18 protein-coding genes and 1 pseudogene are annotated in these 23,075 nt (G+C 71.8%); 7 read left to right on the forward strand and 12 right to left on the reverse strand.

Features of this window, described 5'->3' with window-relative positions; translation table 11 throughout:
* On the forward strand, positions 1–2,784 hold a 2,784-nt coding region (locus tag AOK17_RS19355; protein ID WP_055613762.1), incomplete at its 5' end, for a beta-N-acetylglucosaminidase domain-containing protein.
* Positions 2,785–3,339: 555 nt separating this feature from the next.
* Positions 3,340–3,924: a hypothetical protein gene (locus AOK17_RS19360; RefSeq protein ID WP_055613763.1), complete on the forward strand. Its 585-nt coding sequence runs from the start codon at positions 3,340–3,342 to the stop codon at positions 3,922–3,924.
* A 55-nt stretch (positions 3,925–3,979) separates the two neighbouring features.
* Here the strand turns inward: AOK17_RS19360 and AOK17_RS19365 are convergent, their stop codons facing one another.
* Entirely contained in the window at positions 3,980–4,390 is a 411-nt protein-coding gene (locus AOK17_RS19365; protein WP_055613764.1) for a DUF5994 family protein, read from the reverse strand.
* A 713-nt stretch (positions 4,391–5,103) separates the two neighbouring features.
* On the opposite strand from AOK17_RS19365, the gene AOK17_RS19370 reads away from it, so the two are divergent.
* The 3 genes from AOK17_RS19370 to AOK17_RS19380 all read left to right on the forward strand — a co-directional run bounded on the left by AOK17_RS19370 (position 5,104) and on the right by AOK17_RS19380 (position 7,167).
* Positions 5,104–5,487, forward strand: coding sequence for an STAS domain-containing protein (locus tag AOK17_RS19370; protein ID WP_055613765.1), 384 nt, complete (start codon positions 5,104–5,106; stop codon positions 5,485–5,487).
* A 79-nt stretch (positions 5,488–5,566) separates the two neighbouring features.
* On the forward strand, positions 5,567–6,367 hold the full coding sequence (locus AOK17_RS19375; RefSeq protein ID WP_245697238.1) for an ANTAR domain-containing protein: 801 nt from the start codon (positions 5,567–5,569) through the stop codon (positions 6,365–6,367).
* Positions 6,364–7,167 carry a GAF and ANTAR domain-containing protein gene (locus AOK17_RS19380; protein ID WP_055613767.1) on the forward strand — a complete coding sequence of 268 codons (804 nt, stop codon included), beginning with the start codon at positions 6,364–6,366 and terminating at the stop codon, positions 7,165–7,167. The genes AOK17_RS19375 and AOK17_RS19380 overlap by 4 nt, the downstream gene beginning before the upstream one ends.
* A 15-nt stretch (positions 7,168–7,182) precedes the next feature.
* Here the strand turns inward: AOK17_RS19380 and AOK17_RS19385 are convergent, their stop codons facing one another.
* The 3 genes from AOK17_RS19385 to AOK17_RS19395 form a co-directional block, all read right to left on the reverse strand.
* Positions 7,183–8,799 carry a serine/threonine protein kinase gene (locus tag AOK17_RS19385; RefSeq protein WP_055613768.1) on the reverse strand — a complete coding sequence of 539 codons (1,617 nt, stop codon included), beginning with the start codon at positions 8,797–8,799 and terminating at the stop codon, positions 7,183–7,185.
* 217 nt (positions 8,800–9,016) lie between these two features.
* Complete coding sequence (locus tag AOK17_RS19390) at positions 9,017–10,039, reverse strand: hemolysin family protein (RefSeq protein ID WP_055613777.1); 1,023 nt, start codon at positions 10,037–10,039, stop codon at positions 9,017–9,019.
* Positions 10,040–10,044: 5 nt separating this feature from the next.
* Positions 10,045–11,409, reverse strand: a complete 1,365-nt coding sequence (locus tag AOK17_RS19395; protein WP_055613769.1) for a hemolysin family protein — start codon at positions 11,407–11,409, stop codon at positions 10,045–10,047.
* Between the two features lie 280 nt (positions 11,410–11,689).
* Here AOK17_RS19395 and AOK17_RS52300 point away from each other — a divergent pair, with 280 nt between their 5' ends.
* Positions 11,690–12,115 carry an HflX-like GTP-binding protein gene (locus AOK17_RS52300; protein ID WP_245697239.1) on the forward strand — a complete coding sequence of 142 codons (426 nt, stop codon included), beginning with the start codon at positions 11,690–11,692 and terminating at the stop codon, positions 12,113–12,115.
* 78 nt (positions 12,116–12,193) lie between these two features.
* Here the strand turns inward: AOK17_RS52300 and AOK17_RS19405 are convergent, their stop codons facing one another.
* The 5 genes from AOK17_RS19405 to AOK17_RS19425 all read right to left on the reverse strand — a co-directional run bounded on the left by AOK17_RS19405 (position 12,194) and on the right by AOK17_RS19425 (position 17,224).
* On the reverse strand, positions 12,194–12,862 hold the full coding sequence (locus AOK17_RS19405) for a DUF4232 domain-containing protein (protein ID WP_055613770.1): 669 nt from the start codon (positions 12,860–12,862) through the stop codon (positions 12,194–12,196).
* Between the two features lie 383 nt (positions 12,863–13,245).
* A complete protein-coding gene (locus AOK17_RS19410; RefSeq protein ID WP_079053140.1) occupies positions 13,246–14,484 on the reverse strand; it encodes a cation:proton antiporter in 1,239 nt (412 codons plus the stop codon).
* A gap of 5 nt (positions 14,485–14,489) precedes the next feature.
* Positions 14,490–14,975 carry a cation:proton antiporter regulatory subunit gene (locus AOK17_RS19415; RefSeq protein WP_206190786.1) on the reverse strand — a complete coding sequence of 162 codons (486 nt, stop codon included), beginning with the start codon at positions 14,973–14,975 and terminating at the stop codon, positions 14,490–14,492.
* A gap of 209 nt (positions 14,976–15,184) precedes the next feature.
* Positions 15,185–16,606 carry a flotillin family protein gene (locus tag AOK17_RS19420; protein ID WP_055613772.1) on the reverse strand — a complete coding sequence of 474 codons (1,422 nt, stop codon included), beginning with the start codon at positions 16,604–16,606 and terminating at the stop codon, positions 15,185–15,187.
* A 102-nt stretch (positions 16,607–16,708) separates the two neighbouring features.
* Positions 16,709–17,224 (reverse strand): hypothetical protein, encoded by a 516-nt coding sequence (locus tag AOK17_RS19425; protein ID WP_055613773.1) that lies wholly within the window; start codon positions 17,222–17,224, stop codon positions 16,709–16,711.
* 528 nt (positions 17,225–17,752) lie between these two features.
* Here AOK17_RS19425 and AOK17_RS19430 point away from each other — a divergent pair.
* Positions 17,753–18,809, forward strand: a pseudogene (locus AOK17_RS19430) (PucR family transcriptional regulator).
* Between the two features lie 67 nt (positions 18,810–18,876).
* On the opposite strand, the gene AOK17_RS19435 reads toward AOK17_RS19430, so the two are convergent.
* From AOK17_RS19435 to AOK17_RS19445, 3 genes are all read right to left on the reverse strand, one after another.
* On the reverse strand, positions 18,877–20,394 hold the full coding sequence (locus AOK17_RS19435) for a serine/threonine-protein kinase (protein ID WP_281198613.1): 1,518 nt from the start codon (positions 20,392–20,394) through the stop codon (positions 18,877–18,879).
* Positions 20,395–20,613: 219 nt separating this feature from the next.
* Positions 20,614–21,609: an FkbM family methyltransferase gene (locus AOK17_RS19440; RefSeq protein WP_055613775.1), complete on the reverse strand. Its 996-nt coding sequence runs from the start codon at positions 21,607–21,609 to the stop codon at positions 20,614–20,616.
* 41 nt (positions 21,610–21,650) lie between these two features.
* Positions 21,651–23,075, reverse strand: a 1,425-nt coding sequence (locus tag AOK17_RS19445) for a glycoside hydrolase family 15 protein (RefSeq protein WP_055613776.1), incomplete at its 5' end; no start/stop codon positions are given.

A 23,075-nucleotide genomic window follows, 5' to 3' on the forward strand; every position in this document is an offset into this window, starting at 1 on the left:
CGGGTGTTGGAGCAGCTCGGGGGCGAGTCGCCTCGTGGGCTGCCGGGCGGTGGGTACGCGGTTGCCGTCGGGCGGGGGCGGGTCGCGCTGTCCGGGGTGGACGGTACCGGGACGTACTACGCGGCGCAGACCTTCCGGCAGTTGGTCGGCCGAGGGAAGGCCGTGCCCGATGTCACCGTCCGCGACTGGCCCGCCGCCGCGCTCCGCGGGGTGGTCGAAGGGTTCTACGGGGCACCCTGGTCGCAGGAGGACCGGCTGTCCCAACTGGACTTCTACGGGCGTACCAAGCAGAACGTGTACGTCTACTCCCCCAAGGACGACCCGTATCTGCGGGCGAAGTGGCGGGACGAGTACCCCGCCGAACGGCTCGCGCAGATCAAGGAACTCGTCGACCGCGCCGCCGCGAACCACGTCCGCTTCACCTATGCCCTCTCACCCGGCCTGTCCGTCTGTTACTCCTCGGCCGCCGACGTGAAGGCACTCGTCGCGAAGTTCGAGTCGCTGTACGCCATCGGCGTGCGGTCGTTCGCCGTGCCGCTGGACGACATCAGCTACACCGACTGGAACTGCGCCGAGGACGGGGACGCGTACGGCAGTGGGGGTGGCGCGGCCGGTAGCGCCCAGGCCTCGCTGCTCAACTCGGTCGTCGGCCGCTTCGTCGAGGCGCACTCCGACGTCGCGCCGCTGGAGATGGTGCCGACCGAGTACTCCGACCTCGCCGACTCCCCGTACAAGACCGCCCTGCGGGAGAAACTGGACCCGTCGGTCGTCGTCGAGTGGACCGGTGACGGTGTCATCGCGCCCACCATCAGTACCGAACAGGCGCGCCGGGCAAGGGAGTTGTTCGGGCATCCGGTGCTGCTCTGGGACAACTACCCCGTCAACGACTACGCCACCAGCCGGCTGCTGCTCGGCCCGTACACGGGGCGGGAGCCGGGCGTGGCCGACGTCGTCACCGGTATCACCGCCAACCCCATGGTCCAGGCCGAGGCCAGCAAGCTCGCGCTCTTCACCTCCGCCGACTTCTCCTGGAACCCGGGTGCCTACGACCCGAGGTCCTCCTTCCTCGCCTCGGTCGCCGACCTCGCCGGCCTCCCCGGCCTCGGCAACCTCTCCGGCCTCGCCGGGCGCGCGGCCCCGGCCCTGCGGATCTTCGCCGAGAACAACTACTCCTCCCCGCTGAACTCCACCGAATCCCCCACCCTCACCCCACTCATCAAGGCGTTCACCAAGGCCCTGGACAGCGGGGACGGGCTGACAACCGCCGCCCGGAAGCTCCGCGCCTACTTCACCTCCATGGCCGCCGCGCCCGGCGAACTCCGCGCCCACCTCGGCAACTCCGGCTTCCTGAAGGAGACTTCGGCCTGGCTGGACAAGCTCGGCGCGTACGGCACCGCAGGCGACACGGCCGTACGGCTGATGGTCGCGCAGGCCGCCGACGACGACTCCGTACGGACGCTCTACGGTCAGCTCCAGGACCGGCGCAAGCAGTTGGACTCCGTTCCGCAGCAGGTCGCGCCCGGCGTCATGGAGCAGTTCCTCTACGACGCCACGCTGCGGGCAGCCCCCGATCCCGGCCCGGACGCCTCCTTCCGGCCGTCCTCGCTGTCGCTGGCCCCGGGCGCGAGCGGCACGAGCGGCCTGACCGTGGCCGACGACCGCTCGACGGCGGACCGTACCGTCTCCTGGAAGATCGCGGCCCCCGACGGTCTCACCGTCTCCCCGTCCTCGGGGTCCGTCACCGTCCCGGCGGGCGGCGAGGCGACCGTCGCCGTGACCTTCACGGCGGCGAGCGGGGCGGAGAACGGCGTACGGTCCGTCGTCGTCGGCGGGGACGGGCTCGTGGGCCGGGCCATTCCCGTACGGATCACGGACGGCGACGGCAGTGAGCGCGCCCTGACCGCCAACTTCAGTGGGGCGTCGGTCAGTTCGGTGGACCTGGTGTCGGGGGTGTCGGCCGAGATCGCCGTCGGGAAGAATCCCGGTGAGGTCGTCGTCAGTCCGGACGGCAGGACCGCGTACGCCGCCAACCAGGGGTCCGACTCGGTGAGCGTCATCGACGTACCGACGGGCAAGGTGACCGCCACCGTCACGGTCGGCGACGTGCCCGCCGGGCTCGCCCTCACCCCGGACGGGAAGACCCTCTGGGTCGCCGACTACTCCGACGACGCCGTCCAGCCAGTGGATCTCGCGACCGGCACGGCGGGCGCGAAGATCGCGGTGGGCGACGGCCCGGAGAACATGGCGATCACGCCGGACGGGTCCACGCTGTACGTGGCGAACATCCACGACAGCACGGTCACGCCTCTGACTCTCCCTGCGGGCAGGGCCGGTACGGCGATCCCCGTCGGACCCAACCCCTTCAACGTCGTCGCGGCCCCCGACGGGAGGACCGTCTACGTGTCCAACTCCGGCGGTTCCACGGTCACTCCGATCGACACCGCCACCAACGACACCCGCCCGACGCTCCTGGTCGACGGACAGCAGGCGTACGGTCTCGCCCTCTCCCCCGACGGGCGCACACTGTGGGTCAGCGCGAGCACGGGCGACCGGGTCACCCCCGTCGACACGGTCACCGGCGCCCCCGGCACCCCGGTCACCGTCGGCAGGTCCGCGTTCGACGTCGCGCTCGACTGGAACGGGAGCACGGCGTACGTCACGACCGCCGACGCCGGTGAACTCGTGCCGGTCACGACGGCGAGCGGCACGGTCGGCGCCGCCCTCGGGACGGGCGCGTATCCGCTGGCCGCGGTGGTGACCCCGGTGCCGGTCCCGGTCGGCTAGTCCGCGTACGACCGCGTACGACCGTCCTCCGTGGTGTGGTGGTCGCCGCCGGCGGTGCACCGGCGGCGACCACACCGCCCTGGCGCGCCACCCCCCGGTCGGCGGGTTGCAGGGCAGACGATCCCTCATGGGTCGCCGCAGCACGCGGGAGTGCGCCGTGGCGGGGTCCGCAAGGGACACGTGGTCGAGGGCCCGCCGCGAAAGGGCGGCGGGATACGGAAGTTGTCGCGGCGGTGGGGACCGCCTCGTCCTGACGCCCGGGGGACAGGGGGCGGATGCGCCCGGGGGACAAGGGGCGCGCGAGAAGCCGGCGAACGCGGCCTCGATGCTGTGACGGCTCACGAAGAGCCTCACTCATCACTCGGCTCCGAGCCTAGGCCCGACCGCCTGTTCTGGATAGCCCCGCGTCCGTACGTCCCGTATGCCCGTACGGGCGCCGCCACCTGCGGGCCGGGCGGCACACGGTTGATCCCGACGCCCCGTTTACCCCGGCGGCTCCTGCTGTGATGATGCCGAGTCGGGGGATGACCGTCCCGCGGCCGGGGGAGGACCCGTATGACCGAGGTGTACCTGCGCAGACTGTCCCGGTGGCAGGCCGAGCAGCAGCGGGCCGCCGTCGCGGACGTGCACGTCACGGCGTACCGGGGCGAGGCGGGGGCCGAATACCGCGACCGGCAGGGCTTCCTGGACCGGTTCGAGCAGCATGTGCAGCGCCTCGGCTTCGACATGATGGTCGCCGACGCGGGCGGGCTGGTCGGCTGCGCGTACGGGTTCCGGGTGGAGCGGACCGGCGAGTGGTGGTCCGACTTCCGTGGCGAACTGCCCACCGACATCGAGGAACTCACCGCCTCGGGCCGCACCTTCCTGCTCGCCGAGTTGATGGTGCTGCCGGCCCACCGGAGGAACGGCGTCGCGACCCTCATGGGCGAACGGCTGCTGGCCCGGCTCGACACCGATCTGGTCGTCGCGGCCGTGGACCTGGAGCGACCCGACGGCAGAGAGGACGGCGACGGCGGCGGTCGTCCGGCGAACGCCGCCCAGGCGACCGTGCGTGCCTGGGGCTGGTCGAAGCTGGGCCTCCTCGCCCCTCACTCCCCGTCGGCCGTCCGCGAGGTATGGATCCGCAGGCCACTGCGGTGATCCACGGCGGACCACGACGGTCCGCGGTGGACCACGACGGTTCGGTGCGGTCCCGTCAGTTAGACGGCCGCACGCCCGCCGCCGCGGCCTCCATCAGCGGCTCCGCGTCCGCCGCGTCGACCTCCGGGGGCACGACCAGCAGGTCCCAGCGGCCCCGGCCGGGACTGACCAGGCAGACGGTGTGCCGGCCGTTCGCCCCGGCGGACCGGCTCAGCCGTACGACGTGGTTGGCGATGAGCATCCGGCCGGGCGACGCCGCCCACATCGCCGTGTTCACGGTGACGCCGGTGATCTGTCCCCACGTACGGGGCAAGGCGCCGATCAGCAGCGGCAGTTCGGCCAGCAGATCGCGCGAGTGGGGCCACCACGCCCCGTCGATCCGGCGCGGCATGGTGCTGTGCGGGGCCAGGCGGAGGCGGGCGAGGGGCTGCGAAGGCAGGGGTTCGAGGACGGGGACGGTGGTCATGGAGCGCTCCTGTCTGGGGCACGACTACGGCGTGCCGGTGGTTCGTTCGCGACGGACGCGGCGGACCGCGCGACGGAACGGGCTCTCTTCTCCTGCGGCTCGGTCGAGCCGGATGACAGGTGGCTCCTTGGCCTCGATGCCCCGGTGCCCCGTACCTTCGTGCTTCCCTGAGCCCACGAACGGGTGACTCAGTGGTTCGACGGCTCAGCGGTTCGATGACTCGCCGACGCGGAGCGTGCGGTCAGGATCGTGTGCCGCCCCGGGCGCCGATCGGCCCGGCGTCGTCGTGCGCCGGGGACGAGACCGGCTCGAACACCGGTGTACGACATGCCCTCGGTTCCCCCACCGTACCCTGGCCGTCGGTGAACGAGGCTGCCGAGACCGTACGGTTTGCGAGGTCTCGGCCCGCGTCAACTTCCGCGCGGACCTTGCCTCTTTGGTACCGACCCGTCAGGAACCGGTCGGGTACCGGCCAAGTACGGCCTCTTCGAGCGCCCACCCGACGGATACCGGAAGCAGCGCTGTGGGCACCTCCTCCCCGGCAGTACGCTCGCCGTACGGCAGCCCGTGCCCCCGGCCCTCACCGTGAGTTCCCGTTCCGCGCAACCGAGGCTCTGCGCAAGGCGAAAGCCACCCCGGAGGCGCCGTTCCGCAGCGGCCACTCCACGGAGCGACTCCACCGGTCGGCTCCACAGCCAGAGGAGATGGGGCACATGGGACCGCATCCGAGCCTGTTCGACGAGTGCCGTGTGGTCGGGGCCAGCGGCGAGCTGGACCTGTCGACCGCCCCGGGCTTCACCCGTGACCTGGAGGAAGGGCGCCGAGGAACCGGGCGCCTCTTCCTCATCGTCGACCTGAGCGCCGTGACGTTCATGGACGGCAGCGCCCTGGACCCGCTGTGCGCGGCCTGGGACGACTGCCGGTCGCGGCGCGGCTGGACCCGGGTCGTCTACGCCCGCCCGTGCATAGGTCTGGTGTTCCGGGCCGGCGCGGTCGTGGAACGCTTCCCCCGGTACGCGAGTGCCCGGGACGCCTGGCGGGGCAGGCCCGCCGACGACCCGGATCAGTGGAACGCGACGGAGAACCGATCCGCGTAGGGTTACGACGCAAGCCGGCCGGTGCCTCGCTCAGAGGCTCCCGGCCGCGGCTGAACGGACACCGGTGATCAGCGACGGCATGGCCGACGTTCTCCGGTCGCTGCGCCTCGGAGGGCGCGGCGATCCGGCCCGGGCGTGCGCGCTCGCGCTGGGCGCCGAGGGCGTAGCGCTGTCGCTGCTCGTGGGCAACGGCCGGACGGCCGAGCCCCTCTGGTGCCATCCCGAGGTGAGCGCCCGTTTCGAGGAACTCCAGTTCACGCTGGGCGAGGGCCCGGGCCCGGACGCGGTGCGCACCGGGTCCCCCGTCATGGAACCGGACCTGGACCGCGTACGCCCGGACCGGTGGCCCGCGCTGCTGCCGCCCGCGCGGGACCTGGGCGTCCACGGGGTGTGCTGCTTCCCGCTGGGCATCGGGGCCATCCGAGTCGGCGTACTGACCGTGCTCTGCGACGGCGACCGGACGATGTCCGTCCAGCAGAGCGCGGACGCGACGGCCCTGGCAGCCGCGCTGACCGGCGCGCTCCTGAACGGGGACGGGCGCGGGCAGTGGGGCGAGGACGGGAACGGCAATGGGGACCGGGGCGGGAGCGGCAACGGCGGCCCGGTGCTCGGCCTGTTCCTGGACCGGCCGACGGGACTGCATCGCGCGGCGGTGCACCAGGCCACGGGAATGATCAGCGTCCAGCTCGGTGTGACGATGGAAGAGGCCCTCCTGCGCCTGCGGGCCCGTGCCTACGGCAGCGAGCGCCCCCTCGGTGAGGTCGCGGACGACGTGGTCGCCCGCAGACTCCGCTTCAACGACAACGACGCCTCCGGCAACGGCGACGGCTTCGACGACGACATGAACGGGCCGTATTCGCCCGGCGACGGAAAGGGATGATCGGCATGGCCCGCGAACAACGTCTGGCCGAGATCTTCGTGGAGGTCGCGGACTCTCTCGTCGAGGACTTCGACGTCATCGACCTGCTGCAACGCCTGTCCACGCGCTGCGTCGAACTGCTGGACGTCTCGGCGGCGGGCATCCTGCTCGTGGACGCCCACGGCGAGCTGCAGATCATCGCCGCGTCGGACGAGCACGCCCGGCTGCTGGAGCTGTTCGCGCTCCAGCACGACCAGGGCCCGTGCGTGGAGTGCTACCGCACCGGCACGGCCCGTACGAACATCGACCTGACGCGGCCGGAGACGGCGGCGGCCTGGCCGCACTTCGCCGACCGGGCCCGCGAGACGGGTTACGTGACCACGCACGCGCTCCCGCTGCGCCTGCGCAACCGGGTCGTCGGCGCGCTCAACCTCTTCCAGAGCGCGCCGCACCGCCTCGGCGACGCCGACATCGCGCTCGCCCAGGCGCTCGCCGACGTGGCCACGATCGCGATCCTCCAGCAGCGCACGCTGGAGCAGTCGCACATCGAGAACAGCCAGCTGGCGACCGCGCTCACCAGCCGCATCCTGATCGAACAGGTCAAGGGAGTGCTGGCGGAGCGCTGGAACACCTCGGTGGACGACGCCTTCGCCGCGTTCCGCTCGTACGCCCGAGCCCATCAGCTGCGCCTCGCGGACCTCGCCACGCGGATCATCGCGGGGGGTTTCGACACGGCGTCGATCCCCGCCCCGGCCTCCGCCGCCGAAACGACACCGGCACCGGCACCGGCACCGGCCGCGCCGGAGGACCACACCCGATAACGGCACGACGAGTCGTCAGCCGACGCGGAAGCCCGACTTGACCGTGTCGAACACCGGGCGGTGCGTGTCCCATTGGGCTTCGGGCGCCGAGAGGTAGATGTCGTACTCCGTGCCGCCCTCCTCGCCGAAGCCGAAGTCGATGGCGCGGAAGGCACGGACCTGGCCCTGGAAGGTGAACTCCCACACCGCCGCGGGCTTTCCCTGGAACGTGGTGCGCTGCATGCGCAGGTTCCGGTACGTCGGGTAGTTGCGCTTGGTGTTCGCCTCGATGTTCTGGAAGTGCGACTCGGGGTTGGCGCCCGCGGGGTTCACGGTGCCGATGGTGAGCCCGACCAGGCCCGACGGGTCGGTGTAGGTGACCTGCTCGGAGCTCGCCTTGCCGTCGCGCTTCCAGCCGTCCGGGACCGGGAAGGTGGCTCCCAGCGCCTTCTCCCTGACCAGACGGAACCCGGCGGGGACGGGGGGCGGCTCGGACGCGGTGGGTGTGGTCGCCGTCGCCGAGCCCCCCTTACTGCCGTGGCCGCCGCCGTCGGCCGACATCGCGTAGAGCCCGCCCGCCACGGCCGCGGCGGCGAGGGCGACGGCTGCCGCGCTCCAGAGGAGGGGGCGGCGCTTGCGACGCGGACGGCCGGTGCCGTCGCCACTGCCACCACCGATGGGAGCGGACGACATCGACCCCAAGACCGAGCCCGAGTCGGTGAGCGTGGCCCCGGCCGAAGTCGTCGGTCCCGTCGCCGCCACGGTCGCCGTCGCCCTGCTCGGCGCGGCCGACGCCCACGCGACCTCCGCCGTCCCGCCCGCCGTGGCGCCCGGTGCCTCCGACGCCGCCACCCGCAGCGCCCGTTCCGTCTCCTCCGCCGACGGGCGCTCGTCCGGGTCCTTGGCGAGCAGCATCTCGATGAGGGGTTCGAGCGGACCGGCCTGCTTCATGGGGGCGAGCGGGTCGACGGCGATGGCGTACGCGGTCTCCATCGCCGTGGCCCTGCGGAACGGGGGCCGGCCCTCGACGGACTGGAAGAGGGTGGCGCCGAGTGCCCAGAGGTCGGCGGTGGGGCCGGGCCTGTGGCCCCGCATGCGCTCGGGCGCGATGTAGTCGATCGACCCGATGATCTCGCCGGTCTTCGTGAGCGTCGAGGTGCCGGTCGCCATGGCGATGCCGAAGTCGGTGAGGACGACACGGCCGTTCCCGCCCAGCAGCACGTTGCCGGGCTTCACATCGCGGTGCAGTACTCCGGCGGCGTGGGCGGCCCGCAGCGCGGCGACCATGCCGAGGCCCACCCGGGCGGCCTCACCGGGCGGCAGGGCCCCGCCGCCCTTGAGGAGCGCGCCGAGGGTGGTGCCGTGCACGTACTCCATGACGATGCACGGCAACCCCTCGTCATCCAGGACGTCATGGACGACGACCACGTTCGGGTGAGTGATCCGGGCGGCGCTGCGGGCTTCCCTGCGGGTGCGTTCGTAGACGGTGGCGAGTTCGTCCTCGGAGAGGTGCTGCTGGGCATGGAGCCGCTTGAGCGCGATCTCGCGACCGAGGACCTCGTCCTCGGCACGCCACACGGTGCCCATGCCGCCGCGGCCGATCCGCTCGATCAACCGGTACCGCCCGGCGATCAACCGCCCCTCGTCCGACACAGCGCGCCTTTCGCCGACCCGATCCGATCAGTTCCGACTCGATCCCTGTGAACCGCTCCCTGTGAACCGCTCCACCGTTGAACCGCTCCACGTTCGATTCGGATCGCCACGATAGTCGCCGCGGTCGCGGGGCACTGTGGCGGAGGCCATGCCACAGTGCCCCGCGACCGGTCAGACCGGCCGCCGGACCGGTCGGACCCCCGCCGGGGCCGGCGGGTCAGACCCCCGCCGGGGCCGGCCCCACCAGTTCCGACAGCACGTCCTCCATCGTGACGAAGCCGAGGACCTTGCCCGACTCGCCGGTGACGGCGGCCAGGTGGCTGTCGTTGGCGCGCAGGGCGGTGAGGGTGTCGTCGAGCGGGGTGTCGATACGGACGCGTGTGACCGGGTGCAGCGCGGCACGCGGGAAGGGCCGGTCCCGGTCGGTGACGCCGAGGGTGTCCTTGATGTGGAGGTAGCCGAGCACCGTGCCGTCCTCGCCGGTCACCGGGAAGCGGGAGAAGCCCGCCTCGGCGGCGGCGCGCTCCAGCCGTGCCGGGGTGACGGTGTGTTCGACCGTACGCATCCGCTGGGCCGGCACGAGGATCTCGCCGACCGGGCGGGTGCCCAGCTCCAGGGCGTCCCGCAGCCGTTCGCCGTCCGCGGACGACAGCAGCCCGGCCTGGCTGGAGTCGACGACCATGCGGGCGAGCTGGTCGTCGGTGAAGACCGACTCCACCTCGTCCCTGGCCTCGACCCGCAGCAGTTTCAGCAGGACGTTGGCGAAGGCGTTGATACCGAAGACGACCGGCTTCAGCGCCCGGGTGAGGGCCACCAGGGGCGGGCCGAGCAGCAGCGCGGCGGGCACCGGCGCGGCGAGCGCGAGGTTCTTCGGGATCATCTCGCCGATCAGCATGTGCAGATACGTCGCCACGGTGAGCGCGATCACGAAGGCGATCGGGTGGACGAGGGCGTCCGGGACACTGGCCGCCTCGAAGGCCGGCTCCAGGAGATGCGCGATGGCCGGCTCGGCGACCGCGCCCAGCACCAACGACGAGACCGTGATGCCGAGTTGGGCCGTCGCCATCATCGCGGAGATGTGCCTGAGACCCCACAGGGTCATCCGGGCCCGCTTGTTGCCCTCCTGGGCGCGCGGTTCGATCTGGCTCCGGCGTACGGAGATCAGGGCGAACTCGGCGCCGACGAAGAACGCGTTGGTCACCAACGTCAGGGCACCGATGGCCAGTTGGAGGGTGGTCAGCGTGCTCATCGGGACTCCTCCACGGTCTGACGGGCCGCGTCACGAGCGGACTCGGCGGCCGGCTCGTCGGCGGCCGGCTCGGTGATGCGGACGCGGTCGGCGCGGTGGTGCTCCACGTCGAGGACGTCCAGGCGCCAGCCGTCGAGGTCCAGCGCGTCGCCCTCGGCCGGGATCCTGGCGAGCCGCGTGGCGACAAGGCCGGCGACGGTCTCGTACGGACCCTCCGGCGCCCGCAGGCCTATCCCGGCGAGCTCGTCGATCCGTACGCCGCCGTCCGCCTCCCAGACCGCGCGGCCGTCCGGCGAGGCGGGGGCGGGCAGCAGGTCGGGCACCTCGACGGGGTCGTGCTCGTCGCGGACCTCGCCGACGACCTCCTCGACGATGTCCTCGACCGTCGCCACACCCGCCGTGCCGCCGTACTCGTCGATGACGACGGCCATGGTGCGGCTCGCCCGCATCCGCTCCAGGAGGCGGTCGGCGGGCAGGCTGTCGGGCACGAGCAGCGGGGCCGTGGCCAGCTCGGTGACGGGCGTGACGGCCCGCTTGTCCGGCTCCAGGGCCAGTACGTCACGGATGTGGACCGAGCCGACGACCTCGTCCAGGCTGTCGCGGTAGACCGGGAAGCGGGACAGGCCGGTCGCGTGGGTGAGGTTGGCGGCGTCGGCGGCCGTGGCGCGCGATTCAAGGGCCCGTACGTCGACGCGCGGGGTCATCACGTTCTCCGCGGTCAGCTCGCTCAGGTGCAGCGTGCGGACGAAGAGCTCCGCGGAGTCCGGCTCGAGGGCGCCCTGGGCGGCCGAGTGCTGGGCCAGCGCGACGAGCTCCTCGGGGCCGCGGGCGGAGGCCAGCTCCTCGGCGGGCTCCAGGCCCATGCGGCGTACGAAACGGTTCGCGGTGTTGTTGAGGTGATGGATGAACGGGCCGAACGCGGCCGTGAACCCGCGCTGCGGGCCCGCGACCACCTTGGCGACGGCCAGCGGGCGCGAGATCGCCCAGTTCTTCGGCACCAGCTCGCCGATCACCATCAGGACGACGGTGGAGACGACGACACCGAGCACGGTCGCCACGGTCGAGGAGGCGCCACCGAGGCCGGCCGATTCCAGGGGCCCCTTCAACAGCGCGGCGAGCGACGGCTCGGCGAGCATGCCAATCACCAGCGAGGTGACGGTGATGCCCAGCTGGGCACCGGACAGCTGGAGCGTCAGCCGCCGTACGGCCTTCAGCGCGCCGTCGGCACCCCGCTCGCCCGCCTCGGCGGCCCGCTCCAGGTCACCGCGCTCGACGGTGGTCAGCGAGAACTCGGCCGCCACGAACACGGCACAGGCGAGCGTGAGCAGCAGGGCGAGCAGGAGCAGCAGGATCTCGGTCACCGTGCCACCCCCGCCCCGTCACGCACATGTCTCGGGCCGGGAATGGCACGGCTGGTACTGGGAGGTTCACCCATCGCGGAACCTTCGCTCCTTCTCGCACTAAAGGTCGTATGACGCGCCCTGACCGGACACGTCCCACCCAGTGTAAAGGAATCGCAAAGTAGCGCGTCGGGCGTGGCTGGGAGCGGCGCGGGCGGGTGGCCGGCGGAGCCGCCGGGCAGCAGGTCCGCTCCCGGAAAACGCCTGTCGCCGCGGGGGCGCGGCTGCCTACGGTGAGGCCGTGCACCAGCACCGAAGGCGCGACCGCAGACCGTCCGCCCGCCGGAACCCCCGGCGGGCGGGCCCGCCCGCGAACCTTCCCGGCCCGGACCTCGCGGGAGCCGATGTCGTGATCGTCGGGTACTTCTCCGCCAGGCAGAAGGACTTCGCCGTACGCATGGACGCGGCGGCCGTCGGTCTGACGGCACGCGGCGCCCGGGTCGTGGGCCGCGTCGTGCAGCGCCGCGGCGTCTCGGACGGCGGGGTGAGGAAGATGACCCTCCCGTACTCCTCCCGGACCCTGCTGAGCTCCGGAAAGACCCGCGAAGTGGCCGCGCTGTGTGAGGACTCCGGAGCGGACGCGGTGATCTTCCTCAACGCCCTCACCGAGCACCAGCGCCGGGTGCTGACGGAGGCGTTCGGGTGCCCGGCGGTTAGCCTGTCGTAGGGCCCGGCGGTCGGCCCGGTCGCTGCCGTGCGGGCCGCGGGCCGAGCCGGTCTCGTACATACGAGGGGGTACGCGGCCTCAGCCGACCCTGGTCGCGGGGCCGATCTGGAGCTTGCCGGACGAGCTGCCGTCCGTGACCGGGAGGGTGCCCGCGGGCCAGGCGACGCGGACGTACTTCGTCTCGTTCGGGGGCGTGACGAGGATGTCGGTCAGCCGGACGCCGGAGCCGCCGGAGTTGTTGTAGGGGAACGTGATGTTGAAGGCGGCGGAGTCGCCGTTCTTGAGGACCGCCGGGTAGACGGGCTCGCCGTTGCGCTCGACGGAGAGGGTGGAGCCGTCGGCGGCCTTCAGGTCGACGCCCGCGTATCCGTTGATGGAGCAGTCGCGTCCGCCGGCGTTCTTGAGCTGGACGGTGACGACGCCCTCCTTCTTGTCGGTGGTGTTGTCGGCGGCGTTGACCTCCAGTTCGTCGGTCCGGCAGATGGAGGTCTTGCCGTCCGATCCCGATCCCGCACCGGTGCCTGTTGCGCTGCCTGTTGCGGTGGCGCCGGCGTCCGATCCGCCGGAGGAGCCGCTGTCCGAGGCGCCCTTCTCCGTGGCGCCGGCCGAGGCCGAGGAGGACGGGGCGCCCGACGGGGTGTCACCGGACGTGTCGTCGTCGCCACCGCCGCACGCGGTGAGCGTGAGCGCGGCGGCGAGGCCGAGCGTGGCGAACAGGGTCGTACGGCGGGCGTTCTTGAGGCGCATCGGGTGTCCTTGCGTGGAGGCCGTGAGGCGTGATCGTTTCCGAACTGCCTTCAGGAAACGGGGGCAGCCGGCAAGCGGGCAAGGCCACTCGGACAGCACGGGACGCGGGAATGCTTTCACCCCATCCGACCTGCGAAAACACCACCTGCCTGGAACGACTTAACGGGACGCCGGGCCACGCCGGGAGCGCCTCCGCGGTCGCGGGAGCGGGTGGAAGACGGCGGCTGGGGTGTGTTGTCGGGTGCGGGTGGGTGGGGGCTGAGTGCGCGGTTCCTCGCGCCCCTGAAGGCGGGGCTGCGCCCCGGGCTTTTATCTTTTAGGGGCGCGAGGAACCGCGCACTCAGCAACGACCGACCCGCACCTCGCAACCCGCCAAGACCTGGCTACTTCTCGGCGGATGCGTCCGGGCTGGGGACGAGGTTCCGGTCCTGGGGTGTCTCGGTGACCGTGGTGGTGGACCGGCGTGACCGGCTGGTGAGGCGGGTGGCCACCGGTTCGGTGAAGCGGGCGGTGAGGGGGCCGACGATCACCAGGATCAGGACGTAGGCGGTGGCCAGCGGGCCGAGTCTGGGTTCGATGCCGGAGGTGACGGCGAGGCCGGCGATGACGATGGAGAACTCGCCGCGGGCGACGAGTGTGCCGCCGGCCCGCCAGCGGCCCTTGGCGGAGATCCCGGCGCGTTTGGCGGCCCAGTAGCCGGTGGCGATCTTCGTGCCGGCGGTGACCAGGGCCAGGGCGAGGGCGGGGAGCAGGACGGGCGGGATGCTGGCGGGGTCGGTGTGCAGGCCGAAGAAGACGAAGAACACGGCGGCGAACAGGTCGCGCAGCGGGGAGAGCAGGCCGTGGGCGCCCTCGGCGACCTCGCCGGACAGTGCGATGCCCACCAGGAACGCCCCCACGGCGGCGGAGACCTGCAGCTGCTGTGCGACACCCGCGACCAGCAGGGTCAGGCCGAGGACGACCAGCAGGAGTTTTTCGGGGTCGTCGCTGGAGACGAAGCGGGAGAGGTGGCGTCCGTAGCGGACCGCGACGACCAGGACGAGGCCGGCGACGCCCAGCGCGATGGCGAGGGTGGCGCTGCCGGCGGCGAGGCCGGCGCCGGCCAGCAGGGCGGTGATGATGGGCAGGTAGACGGCCATGGAGAGGTCTTCGAGGACCAGGATGCTCAGGATGACCGGGGTCTCGCGGTTGCCGAGACGGCCGAGGTCGCCCAGGACCTTGGCGATGACGCCGGAGGAGGAGATCCAGGTGACGCCGGCCAGGACGACGGCGGCGACCGGGCCCCAGCCCAGCAGGAGGGCCATCGCCGCGCCGGGCAGGGCGTTGAGGGCGGCGTCCACCAGTCCTGCGGGGTATTGGGTTTTGAGGTTGGAGACCAGGTCGGTGGCCGTGTATTCGAGGCCGAGCATGAGCAGCAGCAGGATGACGCCGATCTCGGCGCCGATCGCGACGAACTCCTCGCTGGTGCCCAGGGGCAGCAGCCCGCCCTCGCCGAACGCGAGCCCGGCCAGCAGGTAGAGGGGTATGGGCGAGAACTGGAACCGTCCGGCGAACCGGCCCAGCAGTCCCAGGCCCAGGATGATCGCACCGAACTCGATCAGGAACGTCGCGGACGAGTGCACTGTGCTCACTCCCTTCCGAGTATCGTCGCCGCCGTTTCGACGCCCTCGCGGGTGCCGATCACGATGAGGGTGTCGCCGCCGGCCAGGCGGAAGTCCGGCGTGGGGGAGGGGATCGCCTCGGCTCGCCGCAGAACGGCCACGATCGAGGCACCGGTCTCGGTGCGCATCCGGGTGTCACCGAGGACGCGCCCGTTCCAGTGCGAGACCGATGACAACTCGATCCGCTCGGCCACCAGGCCCAGTTCGGTCGTGGAGAGCAGGTTCGGGCTGTGGTGCGCGGGCATCAGCGCGTCGATGAGCGCCGCCGATTCTCCTGCGGAGAGCCGCACGGAGAGGGCGCAGGCGTCCGGGTCGTCCGTCCGGTACGCGCTCAGTGTCCGGCCGCCGTCCCGGTGCGCGACCACCGACAGGCGGCGCTGTTCTCGCGTGGTCAGGTCGTACCGCACACCGATTCCCGGCAACGGCGTACTGCTCAGGCGTGGAGTGCCCATGACTGGTCCCCTGTCCGGTGTCCGGCGTCGGTCTCGCTGTCCGTTCACCCTACGGCGACCTGCGAAATGGCTTCGGCTGCGGCCCGGGCCTCTGTCTTTGAGGGGCGCGGGGACCGCGCACTCAACCCCCACCCACCCGCAGCCGAAATCAATCCGAACCGTCAGTCACTCAGCGAGCCAGTCACTCAGTCAGCCAGTCACTCAGTAAGTCACTCGCTCACTTCGATCTTCCCGTTGGCCTCCACCGCGACAGCGCCCGCCGGCTTCGGCGCAGTGATGCTCTTGAGGAGCTCCGCGAGGTCAACTCCCGTAGTGGAGCTGAGGAGTTCGACCCCCTGGGCGACGTTGTCCGCGACAGTGCGCGACAACTGGCTCGCCCCGTCCGTCGAGATCACCGTCATCTTGTCGATGGCGCTGAGCGGCTCGGACGCCTTGGCGACGACCTGCGGCAGCACCTCGACCAGCATCTGCAGCACGGCCGCGTCGCCGTACTGGGCGAACGCGTCGGCCTTCTTGCGCATGGCCTCGGCCTCGGCCGCCCCCTTCGCACCGATGGCCGCGGCCTCCGCCTCGCCCTCGATGCGTACGGCGTCGGCGAGCGCCGCGCGGTGTGCCTTCTCGCCCTCACCGGTCAGCCTGGACCGCTGGGCGTCCGCCTCGGCCTCCTTGACCTGGGCGATACGCCGGGCCTCGGCCTCCTGCTCCGCCTGGTAGCGGGCGGCGTCGGCGGGCTTGCGGACCTTGGTGTCCAGCTCGCGGTCGGTCAGCGCGGCCTGCCGCTGGGCGACCTTCTCCTGCTCGGCGAGGACCTCCTGCGAGCGGGCGGCCTCGGCCAGCGGGCCGGCCGCCGCGGCACGGGCCGCCGCCTCGTCCGTCTCGGCCTTGATCTCCGCCGTCTTGAGGGCGAACGTCCGCTGGGCGATCGCGATCTCCTCCTCGGCCTTCAGCCGGGCCTGCTCGGCGGCGCGCCGGGCCACCGCCTCGGCGATGTCGGCCTCCTGCTTGGCGCGGGCGGCCTCGGGGCGGCCGAGGTCCTCCAGGTACGAGCCCTCGGTGGTGATGTCCTGGATCTGGAAGGCGTCGAGCACCAGGCCCTGCCCGGACAGACTCGCCTCGGCCTCCTCCGCGACCTGCCCGGCGAACGCGGCACGGTCCCGGATGATGTCCTCGACCGACATCCGGCCCACGATGGAACGCAGCGCGCCGGACAGCACCTCCTGGGTGAAGCCGACGATGCCGTCCTGCTGCATCAGGAACCGCTGGGCCGCGGCGCGGATGGAGTCCTCGGTGCCGCCGACCTTGACGATGGCGACACCTTCGAGGTTCGCCTTGACGCCGCGCAGCGTGACCGCGCCGCGCACCGAGATCGGGATGTGCCGCGACGAGAGGTCCAGGGTGAACTTCTGCTGGACGAACGGCACGACGAAGACGCCGCCGCCGACCACGACCTTCTGGCCGCTGTTGTCGGTGAACACCCGGCCGGTGTCCGGGTCGGTGGACTTCTTGCCGCGCCGGCCGGTGACGATGAACGCCTGGCTGGGCCCGGCCACCTTGTAACGGGTGACGACGACGAGCGCGAGCAGCACGAGGAGTACGACGACTCCCACGACCGCGACGAGAACTGGACTCATGGTGGATTCCCCCCTGCCGCCCCCAGGCGGCAGTTCAGTACGAGTTACGAGTTACGAGTTACGAGTGGTACGAGCGGTACGGGTGACGGAACGGACAGGGCTTCAGCGCTGGACCGGCCTGACCGCCACCGACGTCGGTGACAGCGACTCCTCGACCCAGATCTCGGCGCCCCGGGCCACCGGCTCGGGGCTCTTCGCCGCCAGCTTCACCGGCTGGCCCGCGAGGTACACGAGCACCTCGCCGTACCCCTCGGCCGGGATCGGTGTGACGACCGAGCCCGAACTGCCCACGAGGTCGGTGCCGCGCGGGGTCGCGGACGGCTCGTCCCGCATCAGGGCCCGGCTGAACCGCCAGGTCAGCCAGCCCGCCCCGGCCCCCGCGCCGATGCCCACCGCGGTGGCGGGTCCGGCGCCGAGCCCGGTCGTGCCGAGGACCAGCGCCCCGCCGAAGCCGAGCATCGAGATGAACCCGGCAATGACCGGCAGCGAGAGCAGGCCGTCGAAGAGCCCGTCCAGAAAACTGGTCCCGCCGAAAAGCCCCTCGAGTACGCCGTCGAAGACCAGCGTCAGGAGCAGCAGGACGATCCCCGCGATGCCGAGACCAAGAAACAGAGCCACCGGTCCACCTCCCCCACCTGCGCCGTTCACCTCGATCAACGGGCATTGTGCCAGCTTCGTACACGTGTGCACATTGCCGTGACCTGGCAGTCTTTATGCGTTCTTGACGCCGTGCCGACACCGTACGCGGCACTCGTGTTCGAGCGCTTCGCCGTCCTCCGGCATCAAGAACGCGTAAAGATTGCCGGAAACCGGCAATGCGCCGCACTCCCGTCCCGGGTCACGATGGTCCGGCAGAAACGGGGGAGCACGGGGGACGGATAAGGGCCCCGGTGCCGGACACATCGTCGTGAGACGACCGGCACCGGGGCCTCATCTCTTGCCGAGCCCCCGAAGCGCCTCCGAACTTCCTTCGAAAGTCCCTCCGAACTGCCCCGAGCATCCTCCGAACGTCCTCCGTGGTGAGGGGAACCGAGATCACGCATGGACCTGCCGTCTTCCGGCAGTGAGCCCCTCCCCCACGGGACCGCGCTCCGCCCGTATGCGCTAGAAATGCGTCAACGGCTCATCAGGAAAACGGGGGTGCGGATGGCGGCGGGGCGGGACATACCCGAGGAGTATCTGGAGGGGTATGGGCGCATCCTCGCGGACGCCTCCGCGACCGGCCGCCGGCTGACGCGCGACGAACTCGACTCCCGCCGGGCCCTGGGCGAGCGGGCCGCCGAGGCGGGATACGGACTGCGCGCCCTCGTCGGCGCGCACCTGGCCGCCGCCCGCCTCCACTGGCCGGCCACGGCGGGCGAGAGCACACTCGCCGCCGTCGAGCAGGCCGTCGACGCCTTCGCCGAAGGTTACGAGCGGGCCCAACTCCTCGCCGTACGACAGGAGGAGGCCGCCCGCCGGGAGTTCATCGACGACCTCCTGCACGGCCGCAGCGACCTCGGTCTGCTGGCCGAACGCGCCGAACGCTTCGGGCTGCGCCTCTCGCACGCGCACGCCGTCGCCGTGGCCCAGGGCCGGGCCGCGTACGACGAGGGGGACGCCGTGCCCCGCGATGTGGAGCGCTCCCTGATCAGCCGGTTCGGCGACCGCAGCATCCTCGTGACCACCAAGGACGGGCGTCTGGTGTGCATCGCGCCCGGCGACCAGGACGACGTGCTCGACTTCTTCGCCAAGCAGGCGTACGCGGCCACCGACGGCGGGCGCGTCGCCATCGGCCGGTCCCAGCCGGGGCCCGGCGGGGTCGTCCACTCGTACGAGGAGGCGCTGAACGCCCTCGACCTGGCCGACCGCCTGGAGTTCGACACCCCCCGTGCTGCGCGCCGCCGACCTGCTCGTCTACCCCGTGCTCACCCGGGACCGGCAGGCCATGGCCGACCTGGTCCTCAGTGCGCTCGGACCGCTGCGCCAGGCCCGCGGCGGGGCGGAGCCGCTTCTCGACACCCTCACCGCGTACTTCGACTCCGGCTGCGTCGCCGCGGAGGCCGCCCGGCGGCTGTCGCTCAGCGTCCGCGCGCTCACCTACCGGCTGGACCGCATCCACACGCTCACCGGCGCGAATCCGGCCGATCCGGTGCACCGGTACACGCTGCAGACGGCGGTCATCGGGGCGCGGCTGCTCGACTGGCCCGAGAAGGACTTCTAGACGGATTCCAGACGGCTTCCAGACGACTGCTGGTCGTCGCCACAGCCTCTAGTTGTCGCCACGACCGCTAGTCGTCGCCGTATCCGCCGTCGTCGTCATCGTCGTCCCCGTCGCCGTACTGCGGCGGCTGCGGCTGCTCCTCCTGCTTCGGCGGAGCCTGCTCCTTCTGTTTCTCCGTCTTCTCCTCCTCGGTCTCGGCCGGGGTCGGTGTGACGGCCTCGGTTTCCGTGAAGGAGGGGGACGCGGGAGGCTCCGCGTTGACACCGGGCTCGGGTGCGGAGTCGGGCGCCCCGGTCCGGGCCACGGTTCCGGCGGCCGGCACCCCGGTCTTCTCGGGGCCGGTGGACGACGTACCGTCCTTCAGCCCGTTCCCGGTCTCCGCCGAGGTGGTGTCCGGCGAGAACATCTTCATGCCGGCGAGCACGGCCAGCACGAACAGCACCGCACCGGCGAGGATGCCGAACACCCGGGGCCGACGACGGGCCATCGCACCGACCCCGCCACCCGGTCTCGCAGCCCCGTTCGACCGCGTTCCGCCCGATCTCGCGCGCCGCGACGGCGTGGAGGACGCGGAGTGCGAGGAGTGCGCGGAGTTGGCCGCGTGACCGGCGTGAGTGGCACGGGCCTGCTGAGCGGAACGGGCGGGCTGCGACTGCTGAGCTGCGGTCGGCGGCAGCCGGTACATCGTCGGAGGCCCCGTCTCGGCGGAACCCGACTGCGGCGGCCGAGAGGCGTACGACGGCGAGGCGGAGCGCGATGTGGTCCTCGTGTCCGACGCCACGGGCAGCGGCTCGGCGAGCCCCCGCCACGCCCCGGTGCCGAACCAGTCCGCGACCTCCTGGGCCGTGGGCCGGTCCTCGGGCTGCTTGGCGAGGAGGCCGAGGAGGTAGTTCTCGAAGGCGGGCGGCAGCTGGACACCGTGCTCGCGGGGCGGCACCGGGGCCATGTCGATGTGCTGGTGCAGGGTGACCGTTGCGCTCTCGGCGTGGAACGGCGGTCGCCCGGTGAGGAGTTGGTACAGCACGCAGCCCAGGGAGTAGACGTCGGAGGCGGCCGACGCCGGTCTGCCGAGGGCGCGTTCGGGGGCGAGATAGAGGCTGGTGCCGACGATCTGGCCGGCCGTGGTGAGCGCGGAGGCCGGGTCGTCGACGAAGCGGGCGATGCCGAAGTCACCGATCTTCACGGTCCCCTGGGCGTCCGAGAGGAGGTTGCCGGGCTTGATGTCCCGGTGCACGATTCCTTCCCGGTGCGCGGCGGCGAGCCCGGCCGCGGCCTGGGCGGCGACGGTGGCGACCCGCTCGGTCCCCAGGCTGCCCGCCGCGGTCAGCTCCTGCGCGAGGCTCTGGCCCTCGACGAGTTCCATGACCAGGTAGAAGCGGTCGTCCCAGGCGCCGAAGTCGAACACGGCGACGACGTAGGGGTGGCTCAGCCGGGCCGCGGTCTGCGCCTCCAGCCGGAACCGAGCAGCCGCCGCGCTGTCGGCCTCGTCCCCGAGCAGCAGCTTGACCGCCACCTCACGCCCGAGAATCTCGTCGGTGGCCTGCCACACCTCCCCCATACCGCCGCGGCCAATGGATCCGTGCAACCGATACCGCTCCGCGACGAGCACCAGCGAATCATCCTCAACAACGCAGAAGGCCAACACGACGACCGCGAACGGCACTTCATGCGATGCAGAAGCGCGCAGGTGGGGGGATCCGCAGCAGGGGTCAGCCTACCGACTCGCGACCACCCCCGACGCCCCGTCAGGGGCTCGGGGCGGTGACATCCCGCGGCTCCGCCGCCTGGGCGCGCTCAGCCCAACTCAGCCCGCAGCGGACCCACTTGCCTCGGCCCGGACCATCACACAGTCGAACTCCACGACCCGCCCGGTGGCAGGCTCCCGGGTGACGGGGTACATCCCGGTGACACCGAACCCCGCGGCCTCGTACGCGGCGATGGCCTCACCCATCAGAGGACTGCCCTCGTACAACCGCAACGCCGCGACCTCGGACTGCATCCCCACGAACTCGGAGATCCGGTCCCCCGCCCCGGCGAACACCTCCATGTCGAAGCCCTGCGTGTCCATCTTCAGATACGGCCGGGGGTCCTCGATGCCCTCCAACGCCTTCTGCATCACGTCGTCGAGCCGCCGGATCTCGATCTCCTCGGTACGCCCCTTGGAGAACCGCTTGTACCGCTCCTTGCCGTACTCGCTCGGCGGCAGCAGGGAGTTCATGGACTTCCAGTCGATGTGGATGGACTGGACGGCCTCCTCACGCCCGAGCGCGAAGTTGTAGACCTGCCAGTCGGGATCGTTCTCGGCGGCCTGCCGCAGCTTCTCGAAGGTGACGGAGACCGGCTCGAAGGAGACGATGCGCCCCTTGTAGCCGAACCGCCTGAGCCCCTTCCCGTACTGCCCGACATTGGCCCCCACGTCGAACACGCAGTTCACGCGGTTCAGCTCAAGGAGCGCGGCCACATGCTGGGCACCGAGATAGTGGGCGGCCCCGAGCTGGAACTCCCGCTCCGCTTCGGCCGACACGGCCTCGTCGAGGAGGAGCCGCGCCCCGGTGGCACCGAAGGGGACGCTCGTCGCCTTCCGCCCCTTGGCCCCGCGCCCCACCAGCCACGTATCGGAACCCACGGAGGTGACGGCGTACCGCCCCTTCCCCTCGGCCACCAGATGGGCGCCCTGCCCCACAGGGACGCCGGTCCGATCACCCCGCCGGAACACGACGGCGGCGCCGGGGCCGAGATCGAGGACCTTCACACCTATGCGGGGAAGGAACGTGAGCAGTCTTCTGTAAAGGGTCTGCATCTCGCCAGCCTCGCAGAAGACGCCTTGGATTCACCGGTACTTTACTGAACAAGTTTTCGTGCGTGCTGGGTCGCGTGCCCGTCCAGTTCGTAGGCCACGCGGATCAGCGGAACGTGCGTGAACGCCTGGGGGAAATTGCCCAGCTGGCGGCGGGCGAGGGGGTCGTACTCCTCGGCCAGGAGACCCAGGTCGTTGCGCAGGAGCAGGAGGCGTTCGAAGAGCCGGCGGGCGTCGTCCTCGCGGCCGGTCAGGAGCAGGGCGTCCGCGAGCCAGAAGGAACAGGCGAGGAAGGCGCCCTCGCCGCCGGTGAGGCCGTCGGGGGCCTCGGCCCCGCCGGTGCCCGTGGCTCCCCCCGCACCCGTCGAGTAGCGGCTGACCAGGCCGTCCTCGGTGGCGAGCTCGCGTTCGACGGCGGCGACCGTGCCGATCACGCGCGGATCGTCCGGCGGCAGGAAGCCGGTCCCCGGGATGAGCAGCAGCGCGGCGTCGAGCGCGCGGGAGCCGTAGGACTGGGTGAAGGTGGCGCGGGCCGGGTCGTAGCCCCGCTCGCAGACCTCCCGGTGGATACGGTCCCGGACCTCGCGCCAGTGTGCGACGGGCCCCGGGCGCCCGTGCTGCTCGACCAGGCGGACCGCCCGGTCGAAGGCCACCCAGCACATGATCTTGGAGTGGACGTGGTGGCGGGGTTCGCCGCGGGTCTCCCACAGGCCCTGGTCGGGGCGGGTCCACACCTCCTCCAGATGGTCGAGCAGGGTCTGCTGGAGCGAGAGGAGATGCCGTTCGGGACGCAGTCCGCAGCGCAGGGTGAGGGCGAGGGTCTCCATCAACTCGCCCGGCACGTCGAGCTGTTGCTGGGCCGCGGCGCCGTTGCCGATCCGTACCGGGCGGGAGTTCTCGTACCCGGCGAGCCAGTCGGCCGTCCACTCGGTGAGCCGGCGTTCGCCGCCGATGCCGTACATGATCTGGATGTCCTTGGGGCGGCCCGCCACCGCCCGTTCCAGCCAGCCGCGCCAAGCCTGTGCCTCGGCGGTGAAGCCGCTGCGCAGCAGGGCCTCCAGGGTCATTCCGGCGTCGCGCAGCCAGCAGTAGCGGTAGTCCCAGTTGCGGACGCCGCCGGGCTGTTCGGGGAGGGAGGTGGTGGGGGCGGCGACGATGCCGCCGGTCGGCTCGTAGGTGAGGGCCTTGAGGGTGATGAGGGAACGGACGACCGCGTCACGGTAGGTGCCGTCGTACGAGAAGGGGCGCAGCCACTGCTCCCAGTACTCCTCGGTGCGGCGCAGCGCGTCGAAGGGGTCCACCGGGTCGGGGGCGGGCAGGTGGGAGGGCTGCCAGGTCAGGACGGAGGGGATCCGTTCGCCCGCGGTGACCGTGAAGTCGGCGATGTGGGCGTCGCCCTGTCCGGTCAGCGCGACGGGCGTGGTCAGCCAGACCGACTCCGGGCCCGCGATGCCCGTCAGCCGCCCGTT

It is taken from the genome of Streptomyces phaeochromogenes (assembly GCF_001418655.1).
Lineage (GTDB): Bacteria > Actinomycetota > Actinomycetes > Streptomycetales > Streptomycetaceae > Streptomyces > Streptomyces phaeochromogenes.

Excerpts from the sequence above, each read along its gene's own strand:
- AOK17_RS19360 (WP_055613763.1), top strand. The coding sequence starts at position 3,340 with ATGACCGAGGTGTACCTGCGCAGACTGTCCCGGTGGCAGGCCGAGCAG.
- AOK17_RS19365 (WP_055613764.1), bottom strand. The coding sequence starts at position 4,390 with ATGACCACCGTCCCCGTCCTCGAACCCCTGCCTTCGCAGCCCCTCGCC.
- AOK17_RS19370 (WP_055613765.1), top strand. The coding sequence starts at position 5,104 with ATGGGACCGCATCCGAGCCTGTTCGACGAGTGCCGTGTGGTCGGGGCC.
- AOK17_RS19375 (WP_245697238.1), top strand. The coding sequence starts at position 5,567 with ATGGCCGACGTTCTCCGGTCGCTGCGCCTCGGAGGGCGCGGCGATCCG.
- AOK17_RS19380 (WP_055613767.1), top strand. The coding sequence starts at position 6,364 with ATGATCGGCATGGCCCGCGAACAACGTCTGGCCGAGATCTTCGTGGAG.
- AOK17_RS19405 (WP_055613770.1), bottom strand. The coding sequence starts at position 12,862 with ATGCGCCTCAAGAACGCCCGCCGTACGACCCTGTTCGCCACGCTCGGC.
- AOK17_RS19415 (WP_206190786.1), bottom strand. The coding sequence starts at position 14,975 with ATGGGCACTCCACGCCTGAGCAGTACGCCGTTGCCGGGAATCGGTGTG.
- AOK17_RS19420 (WP_055613772.1), bottom strand. The coding sequence starts at position 16,606 with ATGAGTCCAGTTCTCGTCGCGGTCGTGGGAGTCGTCGTACTCCTCGTG.
- AOK17_RS19440 (WP_055613775.1), bottom strand. The coding sequence starts at position 21,609 with ATGCAGACCCTTTACAGAAGACTGCTCACGTTCCTTCCCCGCATAGGT.